This is a genomic window from uncultured Abiotrophia sp. (genome assembly GCF_938010525.1).
Taxonomy (GTDB): Bacteria; Bacillota; Bacilli; order Lactobacillales; family Aerococcaceae; genus Abiotrophia.
On sequence record NZ_CALLVK010000024.1, the window covers coordinates 98526 to 115915 of the forward strand.

Annotated in this window: 13 protein-coding genes; all 13 read right to left on the minus strand. The window is 46.9% G+C overall.

The genetic code is table 11. From position 1 onward, the window contains the following. Positions 1-3: 3 nt before the first annotated feature. Positions 4-2331 (minus strand): single-stranded-DNA-specific exonuclease RecJ, encoded by a 2328-nt coding sequence (recJ, locus tag Q0339_RS08400; protein ID WP_298078377.1) that lies wholly within the window; start codon positions 2329-2331, stop codon positions 4-6. A 3-nt stretch (positions 2332-2334) separates the two neighbouring features. Further along, positions 2335-2853 carry a lipopolysaccharide assembly protein LapA domain-containing protein gene (locus Q0339_RS08405; protein WP_298078379.1) on the minus strand — a complete coding sequence of 173 codons (519 nt, stop codon included), beginning with the start codon at positions 2851-2853 and terminating at the stop codon, positions 2335-2337. Between the two features lie 3 nt (positions 2854-2856). Next, positions 2857-3666, minus strand: a complete 810-nt coding sequence (locus Q0339_RS08410) for an SDR family oxidoreductase (RefSeq protein WP_298078380.1) — start codon at positions 3664-3666, stop codon at positions 2857-2859. Next, positions 3651-4601, minus strand: coding sequence for a ribonuclease Z (gene rnz, locus Q0339_RS08415; protein ID WP_298078381.1), 951 nt, complete (start codon positions 4599-4601; stop codon positions 3651-3653). Before rnz ends, Q0339_RS08410 begins: the two co-directional genes overlap by 16 nt. Before the next feature lie 33 nt (positions 4602-4634). Beyond that, a complete protein-coding gene (locus Q0339_RS08420; protein WP_298078382.1) occupies positions 4635-6482 on the minus strand; it encodes an acyltransferase family protein in 1848 nt (615 codons plus the stop codon). Between the two features lie 15 nt (positions 6483-6497). Then, positions 6498-7802 carry a GTPase ObgE gene (gene obgE / locus Q0339_RS08425; RefSeq protein WP_298078383.1) on the minus strand — a complete coding sequence of 435 codons (1305 nt, stop codon included), beginning with the start codon at positions 7800-7802 and terminating at the stop codon, positions 6498-6500. 37 nt (positions 7803-7839) lie between these two features. Beyond that, entirely contained in the window at positions 7840-9885 is a 2046-nt protein-coding gene (glyS, locus tag Q0339_RS08430; protein ID WP_298078384.1) for a glycine--tRNA ligase subunit beta, read from the minus strand. Between the two features lie 3 nt (positions 9886-9888). Continuing rightward, positions 9889-10782 carry a glycine--tRNA ligase subunit alpha gene (gene glyQ / locus Q0339_RS08435; protein WP_070755037.1) on the minus strand — a complete coding sequence of 298 codons (894 nt, stop codon included), beginning with the start codon at positions 10780-10782 and terminating at the stop codon, positions 9889-9891. 353 nt (positions 10783-11135) lie between these two features. Continuing rightward, a complete protein-coding gene (rpoD, locus tag Q0339_RS08440; protein WP_298078410.1) occupies positions 11136-12233 on the minus strand; it encodes an RNA polymerase sigma factor RpoD in 1098 nt (365 codons plus the stop codon). A gap of 53 nt (positions 12234-12286) precedes the next feature. Next, positions 12287-14185, minus strand: a complete 1899-nt coding sequence (gene dnaG / locus Q0339_RS08445; protein ID WP_298078386.1) for a DNA primase — start codon at positions 14183-14185, stop codon at positions 12287-12289. 26 nt (positions 14186-14211) lie between these two features. Further along, positions 14212-15462 carry an MFS transporter gene (locus Q0339_RS08450; protein ID WP_298078387.1) on the minus strand — a complete coding sequence of 417 codons (1251 nt, stop codon included), beginning with the start codon at positions 15460-15462 and terminating at the stop codon, positions 14212-14214. An 11-nt stretch (positions 15463-15473) separates the two neighbouring features. Further along, positions 15474-16061 carry a ribosome biogenesis GTP-binding protein YihA/YsxC gene (yihA, locus tag Q0339_RS08455; protein ID WP_298078388.1) on the minus strand — a complete coding sequence of 196 codons (588 nt, stop codon included), beginning with the start codon at positions 16059-16061 and terminating at the stop codon, positions 15474-15476. Then, complete coding sequence (clpX, locus tag Q0339_RS08460; protein ID WP_298078389.1) at positions 16058-17332, minus strand: ATP-dependent Clp protease ATP-binding subunit ClpX; 1275 nt, start codon at positions 17330-17332, stop codon at positions 16058-16060. The genes yihA and clpX overlap by 4 nt, the downstream gene beginning before the upstream one ends. Between the last annotated feature and the right edge of the window lie 58 nt (positions 17333-17390).

A 17390-nucleotide genomic window follows, 5' to 3' on the forward strand; every position in this document is an offset into this window, starting at 1 on the left:
GAGTTAACTCCTAATTCTTTTTACATATTCTTTTATTTGGCCGAGGGTGGCAAAGACTAAGGCTTCCTCGCTGAACATAGCAGCTTGATAAGCCCGGTAGGCAGCAGTTTCTTCCAAGTTAGTGTTCTGATGGCGACTCGCCTCTTGGACTGCCACTTGCCCCTCTTCAATTGACACAAAACCTGCTTCATAGAAGACATGAAACATTAATTTGAGTTGAACTGGATTAATGGCCAGTCCTTGGCTGATTTCTGCTAACCTAGCCCGCAAATTGAAGGGCTCCTGGCTGACTAACCAGCGATAGAGTTTAGCAAAGTCAGCCCTTTGCGGCAGACCTGCCAAATACTTAGATTCTTGGGCGTAAAGCACCAAGTAAAAGGTCTGCCAGTCCTGATTAAGTACCAAGTGGTCGAAATCCGCCATTTGCTTGGGTGGTTCTAAGAGCACCAGGCCTTGATAATGGGTAAGATTGGCTTCTTGTGCTTCTTGATAGGTCATGAGAGCAGAAGCGGTCTGAAGTCTGGAACTGACTTGGGCCTTGACTGCTTGACGCTGACAAAGATAGACCACTTGATCCAGTTGCCAGAGGCGGCCTTGTTGACCGCTGGCTCGCCAATCGTACCAGGCGGCACCTGAGACCCCAAGATCAGACAGAAGCAATTGAGGGCTGACCCGATTCTGCCATTTGTTTAAGTCCAAATGACCTACGGCCGTCAGACTATCTCCCACTTGGCGATCTCGCATACGATCTGCAAAGTCAAAGCCAATAGCATTAAGCTCTTGACCATCCTGTCCTAGGACTAGCTTAGCATGCTGGCCATTAGTCCCTATCAAGCGCACTTGGTTGAGCTTTGCCTCCTCAAAGGCAAAGACTGGCTTATCATTATCCATACCGAAGGGACCCAGTAACTGGACTTCTTGGATAAAATCAGTCCCTACTTCCGAAAGTTTCAAGGACAAATCAATGGTCAAGGGTGCTTTTCTAGGCTCACTTGCTGATTGAGCTTGAGCCTTGGCATGCAGGGCTGTGACAAAGTCTTGCCATTGATCTTGATTAACTGTCATACCTGCCGCCTGAGCATGTCCACCATATTGGGCCAGATGCTCCTTAATATCTGTCAACCAGTCAAAGAGATGGACAGCTTCTGTCGAACGTCCACTCCCTTTGTATTGGCCTTTATCTGCCTGATACTGGAAGATTAGGGCTGGACGTTGGTAGTGTTCGCTCAAGCGACCGGCCACAATCCCAACAACCCCAGCTGGCCAACTAGGGTCTGACTCAATAATTATAGGAGGAATTGGTCCCTGTCCCAGTCTTTGGCTAACCTGATCCATAATATTAGCTACCAAGTCCTTACGTTCTTGGTTTTTTTCATTAATTAACGCTAATAGTTCTTGGGCTTCTTCCTCATCCTGGGTTTTAAGCAGTTCCAATGCGGGAGTCGGGTCTCCCAAACGGCCAATAGCATTGAGCCGAGGTCCGATGGTAAAACCAATCGTGTCAGCCGTCATGTTTTCCATATCGACTTGATCTTCTTCAAGCAGTAAGCGCAAGCCAATGCGCATGGTATCACGCATGAGCTGGAGTCCGCTCAGGACAATGGTCCGGTTCTCATCACGAAGGGAGACCACGTCACTGACTGTCCCAATGGCAGCTAATTCCACTAGTTCCGTTGGCACCTCGCCTAATAAGGCAGTTGCCAACTTCAAGGCCACCCCTGCTCCACTCAAATCCGGGAAGGGATAATGGCCTTGTGGATGTCTGGGATGAACCACAGCATAAGCTGAAGGCAAGGTGGCTTGGACCTCATGATGGTCCGTCACAATAACATCCACACCAGCCTGCATAGCCCATTCGATGGCTTCAAAACCTGCCACCCCATTATCGCAAGTTAAAATCAACTGAACGCCTTGCGCCACAAAGTCCTGGTAGCGAGTCAAATTAGGCCCATAGCCATCCACCAAGCGATTGGGGACATAGTAAATGACCCGGGCACCTAACATCTCCAAGGTCTCATAGAGAATCAAGGTTGAGGTTATGCCGTCAGCATCATAGTCCCCGTAAATTAAGATGACTTCTTGGTCCTCAATGGCTGCTTGGATTCTTTCCACAGCGCGATCCATGTCATGAAGGAGGAAGGCATCGTGGAAGGTTTGGGGCATCTGATTAGTCGCATCCTTGATTTCTTCTAAAGTCTCAAGTCCACGCGCCAAACATAGCCGCAGAAAAGTGTCACTATAGCCTAAACCGGCTTGCTGCCATTCGGCCACCTTGTCTTGCCAATTGTCTGGCAAGCTGCGGTAGTGCCACTCATAGTGTGTCAAGTTCATGCTCTACCCCCTCGAAACCTGAGGATCCTCATCATCTTGCAAACTCTCTTCAAATTCATCCACACTGTCTTCAAGTTCTTGAGCTGATTGGTCCAAATCAGCCTCTAAATCACTGGTCTCTTCTTGCGATTGGCTTTGAGACTGGGCTTCAAGCTGTGTCTTCAAATCAGCTAAGGCTTCTTGAAGACTAGCAATTTCTTGATTCTTTTCTTCAAGATTGGCCTGATATTGGGCTTCTAATTCCGCCTTCGTCGTCTCAAAAGTAGACTGTTCTTTGCTGAGGGCTTCGCGTTCCTTATTTAGGTTCTTAATGGCTGTACGATTAGCCATGTGACTGGATAAAGAGGACAAGAAACCAATTAATAAACCGAACAAAATCGAAATCAATAAGACTAAGACCATCGGCATTTGAGTTTGGAAGAACAAGAAAGTGACCTGCACATTATTGACGTTTTGTAGAGCGAATACTACCACTAGAATAACGGCACAGACACCTAAGATTAATTTCCATTGTTGACGCATAGGCTATTCCTCCTTCAAATTAAACAAGCGGGCAGCTAAAAAATCACCGACTTGTGGGCATAAGTGATAGAGTTTTGAGGCAAAGGCTAACTGCCAAGGCAGATTCAATTCTCGTTTGACTTGCTTGCGTTTCATATTGGCTACAATGCGACCAGCCAACTCATCTGCTTCAAGACTGAAGGCCTCGACTACTTGGGCATAGGCTAGCATTTGCGGTGAGCGGTCGAAGAAGGCTGTCTGAACAGGGCCTGGGTTAATAGTGGAGACTTGAATAGCTGTCTCATAGAGTTCCAGTCTCAAGGCGTCAGCATAAGCGATAATAGCCGCCTTAGACGCTGCATAAGCGCTAGTCATAGCGGTCGGGATTTTCCCTGCAATAGACCCTACTAAGTGAATTTGACCTAGCCCACCTTGGTTTAACTGCTGGATGGCCACCAACTGGCTCAAGTACATCATGCCGAAGACATTGACTTGGAACATATCCACTACTTGCTGAGGTTGATTTTCCGAGAAGGCTTGGAAGTCTCCATAACCCGCATTACTGAAGAGAATATCAATACGACCAAATGCTTCAAGTGTAGCTGCCACTAATGCCTCAATAGCTTGAGGCTGAGACATATCCGTTACTTGGACCAGAATCTCTGTCCCCCACCGCCCTTCAAGTTCCTGTGCAATGGCCCGCAGGCGGTCTTGACGTCTGGCAGCCAATACTAACTTACAGCCTTCTTGGGCCAATTGGCGGGCCACAGCTTGGCCAATACCACTGGTTGCACCGGTGATAATTACGACTTGCTTATCTAAGTTTCTTGACATGAGCTATCTCCTCCTATCACATCAAACTCATCAAAGTCATAAACCAATTTCGCTCCTTCAAAAATACGGCGCGCTTGGTCTTCTAATTGCTTGGCCTCTCTTCCCATATAGCGGGCGCTAATATGGGTTAGATAGAGGGCTTTGACATTACTTGCCTGGGCCACTTGAGCGGCCTGACGGCTAGTCGAATGGTGATAGGACGCAGCCATTCGAGCTTCATTTTCTTCAAAGGTACATTCGTGTACTAAAGCATCCGCATCTTGAGCCAGTTCTTGAATAGCATCACAGGTCTTGGTATCTCCCAAGATGGTGACTACTCTTCCCTCTCTGGCTGGCGCTAGAAAATCCTGTCCGTTAAGGACGGTGCCGTCAGCTAAGGTGACAGTCTCACCGCGTTTAAGGTGACCAAAAATCGGGCCATTAGGAATCTGATACTGAGCCAAGCGATCTACTAAGAGCTCGCCACTGGTTCTTGGCTCCATGATTCGGTAGCCAAAGCTTAGAATACCATGGTTGAGTGCTTGATAATCAACTAGCCAGCCCTTACCTAAATCCAAACGCCCTCCTTTAGGTGACAGTTCGACGATTTCTAAAGGATATAAGAGGCGCGATTTAGACAAGCGTAAGGCTGATTCGACAAAATCCTTAATACCCGGTGGCCCGTAAAGGGTCAAGGGCTGATCGCCCCCTTGGAAGGAACGCGAGCTAAGGAAACCAGGCAGACCAAAGATGTGGTCGCCATGTAGGTGGGTAATAAAAATCTTAGTGATTTTGCGAGGTTTGAGGGAGGTTTCTAAAATTTGATGCTGGGTGGCTTCACCACAATCAAATAACCAAACCTCATTGAGTTCATCAAGGAGTTTGAGGGCTAGAGCACTCACATTACGATTGCGGCTTGGGACACCCGCCCCAGTACCTAAAAATAATAACTTCATGCTCATTTCCTTTCTGTTAGACTTGCCAATCCTTTAGCGATTTTGCGAAATCTGATTGGCAACGAATTTAGCAAATTCCAAGGCGCCGGTTGGGTTTGGATGGATACCATCCTCATAGTACCAATTATCGTGGCCCTTAGCAAAGGTTCGCCAGTCAATCACTTTGACATTGGAGAAGCGATTAGCTGCAGCGAAGAGACGATTATTGGCATCTTCTACCCAGACCTTATCAACCGAGGAAGTTACAAAGTACTGCTCCCGGTCCGTCCCAATGGCATTAATATAGTCATTAAGCTGACCGTCGGTAAAGGTCCCATTAGAACCTAAGACCGTCACTACAGTTCCCTTGAGTTTACCAGAGGCCTTGAGGCTATTGATCACTTCGTTACTTTGGTAAAGCTGCCGACCAATCTGGCCATCAACGATTGCCTTAGGAAAGACTTCTTTGATCTTGTCAGCCGAAGCCAATAAGATGGAGTCCCCCACAAAGGTTACTTCAAGGGCATTGGCTTGTAGGAGTTCTTGGCGGTTTAGGCCTTCAATATTATTAATAACCTTGGTTTCCTGACTTTCAGGCTCCTTGGTCTCCTCCACCAATTTTTGGTTAGATTCGATGACCGTTGCTAGCTCATCGGCAGCCTTGTTCTTCTGTTCTGGCGTAATGGCCAAAGCCACTAAACCAATGGTTGAAACTAAGAGATAGCTAATCGCTAGTGTCTTAATGCCCCATAGGCTAGCCCGGTGTTGAATGAGGTAACGCACCCGCGCTTGGGTTTGTTTCCAGTTGAAATCCTGACCAAACGGCAAGATTAAGCGACGACGTTCAAAGAGCTGATAGGAGATTTCCGCCATCAGCATAATCAGTAAGAACTGAACACCGACTGAAATCCAAATATTATGGAAGCCATTCAAACGGTCTGGAATGACTAAGTGAATCGGATAAAACCATAGGTAGTAGGATAAGCTGCGTTTACCGAAGAAGGTAAAGATTGGCAGACTTAAGAGCTTATGTAACCAAGTAGAGGGATGGAGACTGACAATGACAAAAACCATGGACAGTAAAGTGAATAGCAGCATACCAAAACGATAGGCAAAGGGTTGAGTCCCATACATAAAGAGCAACATAAAAGTCATCAAAATGACACTGGCAATCCCAATCCCATTAAAGACTTGTTGCTGACGCTTGGATATGACTTTTGGCTTCAAATGCACTGGGAAGAGATAACCTAATACCCCACCAAAGGTAAAGGCAAAGGCCCGCGTCAACAAATCATAATATATCCGACTCGGATCCTGACCATCTTGGTAGAGATAACCTAGAAGCACTGCCGAAGCAATGGATAGAGCCACCAACATAATGGCAGCAGTAGCCGGATTGCGATGCCAAGAATAGACTACTTTGACCACAAAAGGCGTTAAGAGAATCAGCTGGGCGTAGATGGAAATGTACCACAGATGGGTAAAGGCACTAGGATTAGCCGCCTGGACAAAGTAGGATTGGTTGGACAAAATCTGATAGTAGTTGTTAACGAAGAAAAGACTAGAGAAGCCCATATTACGCAAATTATAGAAATAATCTGGCGCAAACAAGGCAATATAGGCTGCTACCAGCAAGACCATAAACAAGGTCGGAAAGAAAATCCGTTCCAGCCTGGATTTGAGGTAGGATTTAATCGAGACTGATTTTCTTAGCGTAGGAGCCGTATAGAAATGACGGAAGGCGAAGAAACCTGCCACCATTAAGAAGGCATTAACGGCTAGGAAGCCCCCAGGCAAGATGTGTTGGAAGAAATAATAGGTCAGAATTAAGAGGATTAAGACCCCACGATAGCCGTCGAAAAAGGCCAAACGAGGACTTTTACTAGATGTTTTATCGGTCATGCACATCCCCTCCCCTTAATCCATGAATTCAAACTGATAGCCGGCTAAATCGACTAAATCACCGGATTCGGCCCCTGCTTCACGCAAGGCTTGGTCCACACCCATGGAACGTAATTGGCGGGCAAAACGTGCCACGCTCTCATCGTGGGCCATATTGGTCATGGCATAGAGTTTTTCAATCTTAGCCCCTGACAATTGCCAGTAACCGGCATCGAGCTTGGTTAAAGTGAATGGCACTTCCTCTTCCAATTGGTAGTGCACTTCTTCTGGCTCTTCCTCGAATAAAGGTATAAAGTCAGAATTTTGGACCAAGTCATAGGTAAAGGCCAAGAGTGGCTTGAGCCCCTTGGCTTGCCAAGCAGATACTTCAAAAATAGCTGGTAAGTCTAAGCCTTCTTTTTGGCAATAGTCTTCTAGCTTCTGCTTGAAGCTAGGCAAATTTTCTTGGGCCTGGCTCTGATCCATCTTGTTGGCCACAATGACCATAGGACGTAAGAGTAATTTCTCGTGATAAGAAGCTAGCTCGTGCATGATATCGAGGTAATCTTGGAAGGGATCCCGTTCATGAGTCGCTGCCATGTCAATGACATGCAACAAGACTTTGGTCCGCTCAATGTGGCGCAGAAAGTGAATCCCCAAGCCAACCCCTTGAGAGGCGCCTTCAATCAGACCTGGCATATCGGCTACGATAAATTCCTGGTCGTAATTGAGTTTGACCACACCCAGGTTAGGGGTTAAGGTTGTAAATTGATAGTCTGCGATTTTAGGTTTGGCATTACTAATGACAGACAAGAGGGTCGATTTCCCTACACTTGGGTAACCTACCAAGCCTACATCGGCCAGAACTTTGAGCTCTAATTGCAGGTCCGCTTCTTCACCTGGTTCACCATTTTCGGCGATGGAAGGAGCTGGATTCTTATGGGTAGCGAATTTAATATTGCCACGTCCCCCACGACCGCCCTTAGCAACCACACATTCCTGGCCTTGCTCTACTAGGTCGGCTAGCAATTTATCGGTCGCAGCATCGCGGATGATGGTACCAGGTGGAACTGACACAATCAAGTCTTCCGCAGCCTTACCATACATGCCTTTGCTCATACCATTTTCGCCGTTCTTGGCCTTAAAGTGACGATTATAACGGAAATCCATAAGGGTCCGCAGGCCTTCATCCACTCGGAAGATGACACTGCCACCTCGACCGCCGTCACCGCCGGCCGGCCCGCCATCTGGGACATACTTTTCGCGTCGGAAGGCCACCATTCCGTCGCCGCCCTTACCGGCTTTGACTGTGACCCTTGCACGATCTAAAAAGGTCGACATTGAAAGCACTCCTTTCTCTAACTCATCTAGCTGAGTCTTAAAATTTATTAATCAATAAGCGTGAATCAAAGAGTTCCAAGACAGCCTCTGTCAGCACCTTGAGCGTAGCCAAACGGTTAGCTCGAATGGTTTCATCGTCGGCATTAACCTTGTTGTCATCGAAGTAGGCTTCAATCACCGGTACTAGGTTATCCAGATACATATAGAGGGCATCAACTGAAATCTTGTATTGGTCAATTTTAGCAGCGGCTTCAAGAAGCTTAGCCTCAGAATCAGTTTGGGCTAGGTCTAAGTTAAGCTCAGCCTCTTCTTGAACTTTAGCTCCCAGATTGACCACCCGGGTAATGGCTTCTAAGAAGCGTTTGTAGGCCGTTGGGTTCTTATCCTTGTGGGTCTTGAGGAAATGCGCCACATAGTCGGCCTTGCCAACTTCTAAGTGCTTAGCCGCCCCAATCCCTTGGATTTGGTCCATATCGACTGATTGGTTACGTAAATGCACAGCGACCCGCGCCCAGACAAAGTCTGTAAGCTGCTTCAAAAGCTCTTGGTCGCCCTCATGAGCTTCCACTAACTGCTTAAAGACTGGTAACAAGTCCAATTCCCAACCACGATCTAAGAGGATTTCCACAATCCCCATGGCCGTACGACGAAGGGCGTAAGGGTCGTTAGAACCTGTTGGGATTAAGCCAACCTTGAAGTATTGGAACAAGGTGTCAAGCTTATCAGCCAGGGCCAAGAGTGCACCAGCATCTTGGTTTGGCAATGCGCCACCGCTAGTAGTTGGCAGGTATTGGGTCCCGATAGCTTGGGCAACCAAGGCCTCTTCACCGTAATGGCGGGCGTAGATTTCACCGATTTGTCCTTGGAGTTCGTCGAACTCACCGACCACTTGGGTCATGAGGTCAAACTTGTAGATTTGGCTAGCCCGTAAGGCTGCCTCATAAGACGCTTGATCTAAGTTTAGGTCACCTTGTAATTGGCTAATTAAGGCGCCGACGCGAGTTTGCTTGTCAGCCAAAGTTCCTAACTTAAAGTGTTCATTAACGTTAGCCAGTTTATCGACAAAGAAGTTCAAGTCATGTTTGAGGTCTTCTTGATAGAAGAATAAGGCATCTTCCAAGCGAGCCCGCAAGACTTTTTGGTTACCTTTGACGACGTTGGCTAGGTGCTGATCATTCCCGTTACGTACTGAAATGAAGACAGGCAAGAGCTCACCTTTAGCATCCAAGGCATAGAAGTAACGTTGGTGATCACGCATAGCCGTAATCAAGACACAGTGTGGCACTGATAAGTATTTTTCTTCAAAGTCGCCATAGAAGACGGTTGGCCATTCGACAATGGCAGTCACTTCTTCTAGCAAATCTTCATCGACTGGTACTTGCCAGCCTTGAGCAGAAGCTAAATCAGCCAATTGTTGACGGATATTAGCCCGACGTTCTTCAAAGTCTACTAGGACATGTTGCTCACGCAAAGCCTCTACATAGTCTGTGGCCTTTGCCAAGGTCACATCATGGCCTAAGAAACGATGGCCACGAGAGATACGGTCTGATTTTACGCCAACAAACTCTAAAGGCACCAATTCTTGGTCTAGGAGGGCCACAATCCAGTGAACAGGACGAATGAATGGGGTCTCATAGTCATGCCAAGTCATAGTAACTGGGAAGGTCATGGCCTCCAAGACACGATTAAGTCCTGACAAGACTTGGTCAGCAGTCTGACCAGGTATATGCTTGTTAACGAAGATATAGTCTTCGCCTTTGATGCTTTCTACAATCACATCTTCTTGGCTAGCACCTTGGCCTTTGATGAAGCCAAGAGCCGCCTTGGTCCAATTACCTTCCGCGTCTTTGGCAATTTTAAGGGATGGGCCTTTTGCCTTAGTGGACACATCTTGGCTACGCTCAGCCAAGCCATGGACTAGGACCGCCAAACGACGTGGCGTAGCATAGGCGCTGAGGCTCTCGTAAGCTAAGCGCTCTTCTGCTAAGAAATCAGCCACCCGTTTTTCTAATTGTTGTGATAAATCTAAGAGGAAGCGTGCAGGAATTTCTTCCATGCCAATTTCAAGTAAAAATTCTGCCATGGTCTAGGCCTCGCTTTCTGATTTTTTAAGAAGTGGGAAGCCAAGGGCTTCACGTTCAGCCACAAAGGCTTGGGCAACAGAACGCGCCATCTTACGAATGCGACCTAAGTAGCCGGCACGGTCTGACACGGAAATCATGCCCCGCGCATCGAGTAAGTTGAAGGTATGGCTACACTTGAGGATGTAGTCATAGGCTGGATGAACCAGACCTAAGTCAATCAATTTAAGTGCTTCTTGTTCAAACTCGGTAAACAAGGTGAAGAGCAAGTCGCTATTGCTTTGTTCGAAGGCATAAACGGAGTGCTCACGTTCAGGTTGACGGAAGATATCGCCATACTTGACGCCTTCCACCCACTCCAGTTCATAGACATCTTCAACGTCTAGGATATACATAGCCAAACGCTCTAGACCATAAGTAATCTCGCTCGTCACTGGATGGCACTTAAGCCCCCCTACTTGTTGGAAGTAGGTAAATTGGGTAATTTCCATCCCATCAATCCACACTTCCCAACCTAAGCCGGCACAGCCTAGGGAAGGATTCTCCCAGTTATCTTCAACGAAACGAATATCATGTTCCAAAGGATCAATCCCGATGGCTTCTAAACTCTCTAGATAGAGCTCTTGCACATTCAGGGGCGATGGCTTCATGACGACTTGCAGTTGGTGGTGTTGGAAGAGGCGGTTAGGGTTCTCCCCGTAACGACCATCTGCTGGACGTCTGGAAGGTTCGACGTAGCAGGCATTCCAGGGTTCTGGGCCAATGGCACGTAAGAAGGTGTAAGGGCTCATAGTCCCTGCCCCTTTCTCCGTATCATAGCTTTGTAAAACCAGACAGCCTTGCTTAGCCCAGAATTGCTGTAAGGTCATGATAATATCTTGCATGGTTTTCTTCTTCATGATGCTTCCTCCTTTATAGCGGGGACGGCAAACCCCTGGCGACAAATAAAAAGTCCCTATGGTAATCCACTGATCACCATAGGGACGAAGATAACTTCGCGGTTCCACCCTATTTCTAGTTACATTGAACTAGCGCTTCATTTATGCCTATGAGTGACTTAAAAACTACCATCGATTTGCTCTGGCTTCCACCGTCCCAGAGTCGCTAGGCTATCTTCTTATAATTGCGCTTTTAATCCCTTTTATTATAGGGCATGACGGCCTTTAAGTCAAGCAAAGTCGCGCTTTTAATGACCAATAGGCGTCCTGTTTTTTTGATCAAACAGGACGCCTATCAGGCTGAGTTATCTTGCTTATTCTAAGAAGTCTTTCAATTGTTTGGAGCGACTTGGATGGCGGAGTTTGCGCAAGGCTTTGGCCTCAATCTGACGGATCCGCTCACGAGTCACACCGAAGACTTTCCCTACTTGTTCTAGGGTCCGAATGTTACCATCGTCTAAACCAAAGCGCAGACGTAAGACATTCTCTTCGCGGTCGGTCAAGGTATCCAAGACATCTTCCAATTGCTCCCGCAATAAAGCCGAAGAAGTGAAGACTTCTGGGCTCATTGCCCCTTCATCTTCGATGAAGTCGCCTAAATGAGAGTCGTCCTCTTCCCCGATTGGTGTTTCTAAGGAAACAGGCTCTTGGGCAATCTTGAGGATTTCACGCACTTTTTCAGTTGGCAGGTCCATTTCCGCCCCGATTTCTTCAGGTGTTGGTTCGCGACCTAAATCTTGCAGTAGCTGTCTTTGGACCCGAACCAGCTTGTTAATGGTCTCTACCATATGAACTGGAATCCGGATAGTACGGGCTTGGTCTGCGATAGCACGAGTAATAGCCTGACGAATCCACCAGGTAGCATAAGTAGAGAACTTAAAGCCCTTGGTGTGGTCGAACTTTTCAACGGCCTTCATCAAGCCCATGTTGCCTTCCTGAATTAAATCTAGGAACTGCATGCCTCGGCCAACATAACGTTTGGCAATGGAAACCACTAAACGTAGGTTGGCTTCAGCCAGTTCTTGCTTAGCGATGTCGTCACCGCCTTGGATACGAACGGCCAGGTTGATTTCTTCCTCGGCACTTAAGAGAGGGACATTCCCAATCTCCTTAAGGTACATACGGACAGGGTCACTAACCTTGAGCTTGGAAGTCGCAGTTTTAGATTCAGCCGCTAAATCAGCCTGCAATTGTTCTTCTTCACGGACCATTTGTTGCTTGGTTGGTCCTCCATCATCACCGACAACAGAAACCCCATTATCTTCGACGATTTGAATTAAGGTATCAATCCCGTCAGCATCTAGTCCATAAGGGCTCGCAATTTTTTCCGTTAATTCGTCATAGTGGACTTGTCCTTCTGACTTTTTAGCCAGAATAAGGGCTTGGACCGCCTCTAGATAGGGTGAGGTCATGTCTTGATTTGGAGTTAACTTTAGATCTTTTTCTTCAGCCATATAAGAACCTCCTAGTTTTTCTTTAATTGCCGGCTTAAGCGCAGTATTTCAACCAAGTATTCATTCATCTTGGTCTTATCCCCACGTATTTGGGCTTGTTTTAGTTTGTTTTGTAGCTCCTTAAGCTGAATCTCAGTAAAGGCAGCATCAATGGTTTTGACGCAATCTTGCATGGCCTGCTCCGAATAATCGGTTTGGGCATAATCCCAAATCAGATTGGCCAAGTATTGTTGCTCATCAGGGCTGGCTTCCACATCTAAGATACCGGTCAGAGGCAGTCGGCCTCCTTTTTCATAATAGAAGTGTTCCAGCTGATAATAAATAGCTTGAGCGCTTGGATGGACAAAGAGCAGAGGCTGCTCTAACCCTTCAATAAACTGCCAAGCTGGCTCATTAAAAATTAGATTAGACAGGATGTAACGCTCGCAATGATAGGCCTTAAGCGACTTGATTTGGTCATCTAATGCCCCTGGCTTAGCTTGGACTGGATTAGAAGGAAGTGCCTGATCCGAGAATCCCGAAGATTGGGCCTTATCCCACTTGTCAGGTGAATCTTGCTTAGGTCTATCGCTCTCCTTAGCCTCTTCCTTGCGATGGCGATAGGAAACTTGAGCCAGTTGCTCTTCCAACATGGCCAAGTCTAAACCAAATTCCTCGGCTAAAGCCTGCAAGCGCATGGTTCGCTCGATTGGCGAAGGTAACTGGGCAACTAAGTCTAGAAGTCGATTGATATAGAGCGCTCGCTGTTCAAGGTCTGCTAACTGGTATTCCTGTTGAAGATAATGCTTGAGGAATTCATAACGCGGAATAGCCTGGTTAATCAGCGACTTGAAGCTATCAGCCCCACGGGACTTAATCCACTCGTCAGGGTCCATCTTACCAGGAATGGAAACAGCCTTAATGGTATGACGCGGTAAAGTTAGGCTTAATTCAAAAGCCCGAGCAGTTGCCTTTTGACCTGCAGCATCGCCATCAAAGACAAAAATAATTTCCTGAGTCACCTTGCCTAACTGACCAAGGTGCTGACTGGTCAAGCTAGTCCCCATGGTCGCCACAGCCTGCGGGAAGCCGGCCTGGCTCAGGGCAATCACATCCAGATAACCTTCGCAGATTAGAACCTGGTTGAGACGGCGAATATGTGGCCGAGCTTGAGCAAAATGATAAATCAAGGATGATTTATGGAAAATATCGGTCTCGGGAGAGTTGACGTATTTGGCAACTTTTGGGTCATCGCCAGGATTGGCTTGGTAGATACGCCCGGAAAAGGCGACCGTCCTACCTTGGCGGTCCTCCAAGGGAAAGATAATCCGACCATGGAAACGATCCATCAAACCTTGGCTAGCTTCATAGAAAATCCCTGATTGCAGCATTTCTTCATGGTTAAAACCCGCTTCCGTCAGGTACTGAATCAGCAACTGAGGATTATCAGGCGCTAGTCCCAAATGAAAGTCTGCCAGTGTTTCTTCCTTAAGCTCACGTTGCTTTAAGTAAGCATAGGCTGCCTCCCCTGCTACCGTTTGAGTTAGGTAGAAGTGATAGAAGTCACGGGCTTTTTCATGTAAATCAAGCAAACGTTGATGGGGCTGACTGACAGCCTGTCCCGTCTCAAAATAGCGACTATCGAGGGCAATATTGGAAAGTTCAGCTACCTTCTTAACTGCTTCTGGAAAACTAATTCCTTCCATTTCCTGCAGAAAGCCAAAGACATTGCCCCCTCTACCACAGGAAAAACACTTATAAATCTGCTTGTCCGGGCTAACCGAGAAGGATGGATTGTTGTCTTCGTGGAAGGGACAAGAGCAAGTATAGTTATTACCGCGCTTGGTCAGGGCGACATATTGGTTGATAATGGCCACGATATCGGCTTCTTTTTTTACCGATTCGATAATTTCATTAGGAATACCAGCCATCTGACGCCCTCCCTTACTGAACTACTTTAAACAGAGTTGTTGCGGGGCTTAGCCCGATAGAGACAGTAAGCACCCAATAAGAATTGAATAATGATGGCGAAGAGCCCCTTGAGCGAGTCACCTGTCATCTGCGCGACCAAGGCCAAGATGGTGGTCCCTAGTACGGAAGAAAATTTACCAAAGATATTATAGAAACCAAAGAATTGGTTAGTCTTTTGCTTAGGAATCAACTGGCCAAAGTAAGAACGACTCAGCGCCTGAATGCCACCTTGGGCAGTCCCTACTAAGATAGCCAAAATCAAGAAATCCCGGAAACCAGACAAGCCTAGTGCAAAGACACAGATGACCACATAGGTCCCAATGCCGACGAAGAGTAAAGTGCGGCTGCCAAAACGTTTAGCTAAGGCTCCATAGGCCAGTGATGACGGAAAGGCCACAACCTGAACCACTAGGAGAATAATAATTAATTGGTTAGCAGGCAAGCCCAAATCGCTACCCACAGAGGTCGCCATTTTGATAATGGTCCCTACCCCGTCAATATAGAGGAAGTAACCCACTAAGAACCATAAAATGGTTGGATAGTGTTTGAGCTCTCCCACTGTTTCCTTAAGTGAGCGCAAGGTGGACTTAACCAAACCATCGTGGTGTTCAATGTAGGAGACTTGCTTAACATGACGCCAATATGGCACCGTAAAAACAAACCACCAAATGGCCGTAATTAAGAAGCCAACATTGACTAGATCACGCGATGACAGCCAACCAGACACTTGCAAAGCAAAGAAAATCAGAAAGGCAAAGACACTGCCAATATAACCATAGGCATAACCTGCTGAACTGACCATATCCAAACGTTGTTCAGTGGTCACATCCATAATGGAAGAGTCGTAAAAGACATTGGATAAGGAGAAGCCAATAGCAGATAAGGTATAAACCACCAAGAGATAGAGCCAGGCATTTGGCCCAGCAAAAATCATGGCCAATACACTCCCGACCCCAAGCAGGGTCCCGAAGGTAAAGAGCGGTCCCCGTACGCCTTTGTAGTCAGCACTGGTCCCCAAGAAAGGCGACATGACGGCCACCACAATGGTGGACAGGGAGTTGGCGTAACCCAGATAGGCTGTGGAAGTGGCCGGTGCCATGCTCACACTATCCGTGACCGCCTTATAGAAAATAGGAAAAATAGCGGCTGTAATCATCAAAGAATAGACGGAGTTAGCCCAGTCTTGGAGAATCCAAGCCCACTCCTTCTTCGTATAGCCTGAGAGAAATTTCTTCATAGCAAGCCTCCCTAGTCTTGAATTTGGGCTTCAATGACGTCCCAGATATCTTGCGCGCCATAACCCGTTTCGGCTGAGAATGGGAAGAGCGCATCGACCGTCGGCAAATCTAGAGCCTTCTTATACATGGATAAATGCTTATTCCATTGGCTCTTCTTAATCTTATCCACCTTGGTCAAGATGATGGCATAAGGAATCTCTGCTTCATCAGCAAAATCCTTCATGGCCTTATCTAACTCGGTTGGCTCATGGCGGAAATCCATCAAGAGAAAGAGCACGCGAACATTGTCCCGATTAAGGAGATAATGTTCAATCATCTTGCCCCACTCTGCTCGCGCTGTTTTGGAGACCCGAGCATAGCCATAGCCAGGCACATCGACAAATCGGAAAGTCTGATTAATGTCATAGAAATTAAGGGTTTGGGTCTTACCAGGTTGGCTGGATGTACGCGCCAAACCCTTTCGACCAATCATTTTATTAATGAAAGAAGACTTGCCCACATTAGAGCGACCCGCTAGGGCTACTTCAGGCAAGGCATCTTGTGGATATTGCTTTGGACTGACAGCACTAATGACTAATTCTGCCTGACTTACCTTCATGAAGCAGTCTCCTTTTGTGGTTTCATACGTTTGTTGTGCTTGTTGTAATAAAATGGTTGATGGCTGCCTAAAACGGTATCTTCCGTAATCACAATACGGCTGATATTTTCGTCACTTGGCACGATGAACATAATATCCAACATAACGGACTCCAAGATAGAACGGAGGCCACGTGCGCCAGTATTGCGTTCAATGGCCTGCTTGGCAATGGCAATCAGGGCCTTTTCCTTGAATTCTAGCTCTACACCATCAATTTGGAAGAGGCGTTGATATTGTTTAACCAAGGCATTCTTAGGTTCTGTTAAGATACGAACCAAGTCATCCTGGGTTAACTTCTCTAACATGGCCATAACAGGCAAACGCCCAATAAACTCTGGAATCAAACCAAACTTCAAGAGGTCTTCTGACGTGACTTGTTGCATAAGCGACTTGGATTGATCCAACTTGCCATTGCTGCTACCAAAACCAATGACCTTGCTACCTAAGCGTTCCTTGACGATGGTCTCAATGCCATCAAAGGCGCCCCCTACAATAAAGAGAATTTGCGAGGTATCCAGTTGGATGAACTCTTGGTTAGGATGTTTACGGCCACCCTTAGGTGGGATGTTGGCAATTGTCCCTTCCAAAATCTTGAGCAAGGCTTGTTGGACCCCTTCCCCACTGACATCGCGGGTAATGGAGACATTCTCACTCTTGCGGGCAATCTTGTCGATTTCATCGACATAGATAATGCCGTGTTGAGCTTTTTCAATATCATAGTCTGCTGCTTGAACCAACTTGAGTAGGATGTTTTCCACATCTTCCCCCACATAGCCGGCTTCAGTTAGGCTAGTTGCATCAGCAATCGCAAAAGGCACGTTCAGTAATTTGGCCAAGGACTGAGCCAGAAAAGTCTTCCCGGAACCCGTTGGCCCAATCAGACAGATATTGCTCTTTTGCAATTCAATATCCGCTTCATGTGTTGCAATGCTAGCGTTAATACGTTTGTAGTGGTTGTAGACGGCAACTGCCAAGGATTTCTTGGCTTCAGTCTGGCCGATGACATATTGATTAAGATGGGCCATGATTTCAGCAGGTTTGAGGACGCTCACGCCACTAAAACCTTCAGAATCACTGACCATATCTTGACGAATGATTTCCTCGCATAAGCCCACACATTCATCACAAATATAGACATCTGGCCCCGCTATAATCTTATTGACTTCATCTTGGGACTTGCCACAGAACGAGCAATAGTAGCCGCCATGATTCCCGGTATGGTTACTGGTCATGGTAATCGATCCTTCCTCTAACGTACATAATGAGGGATGCAGATAGTCATCGTTGAAC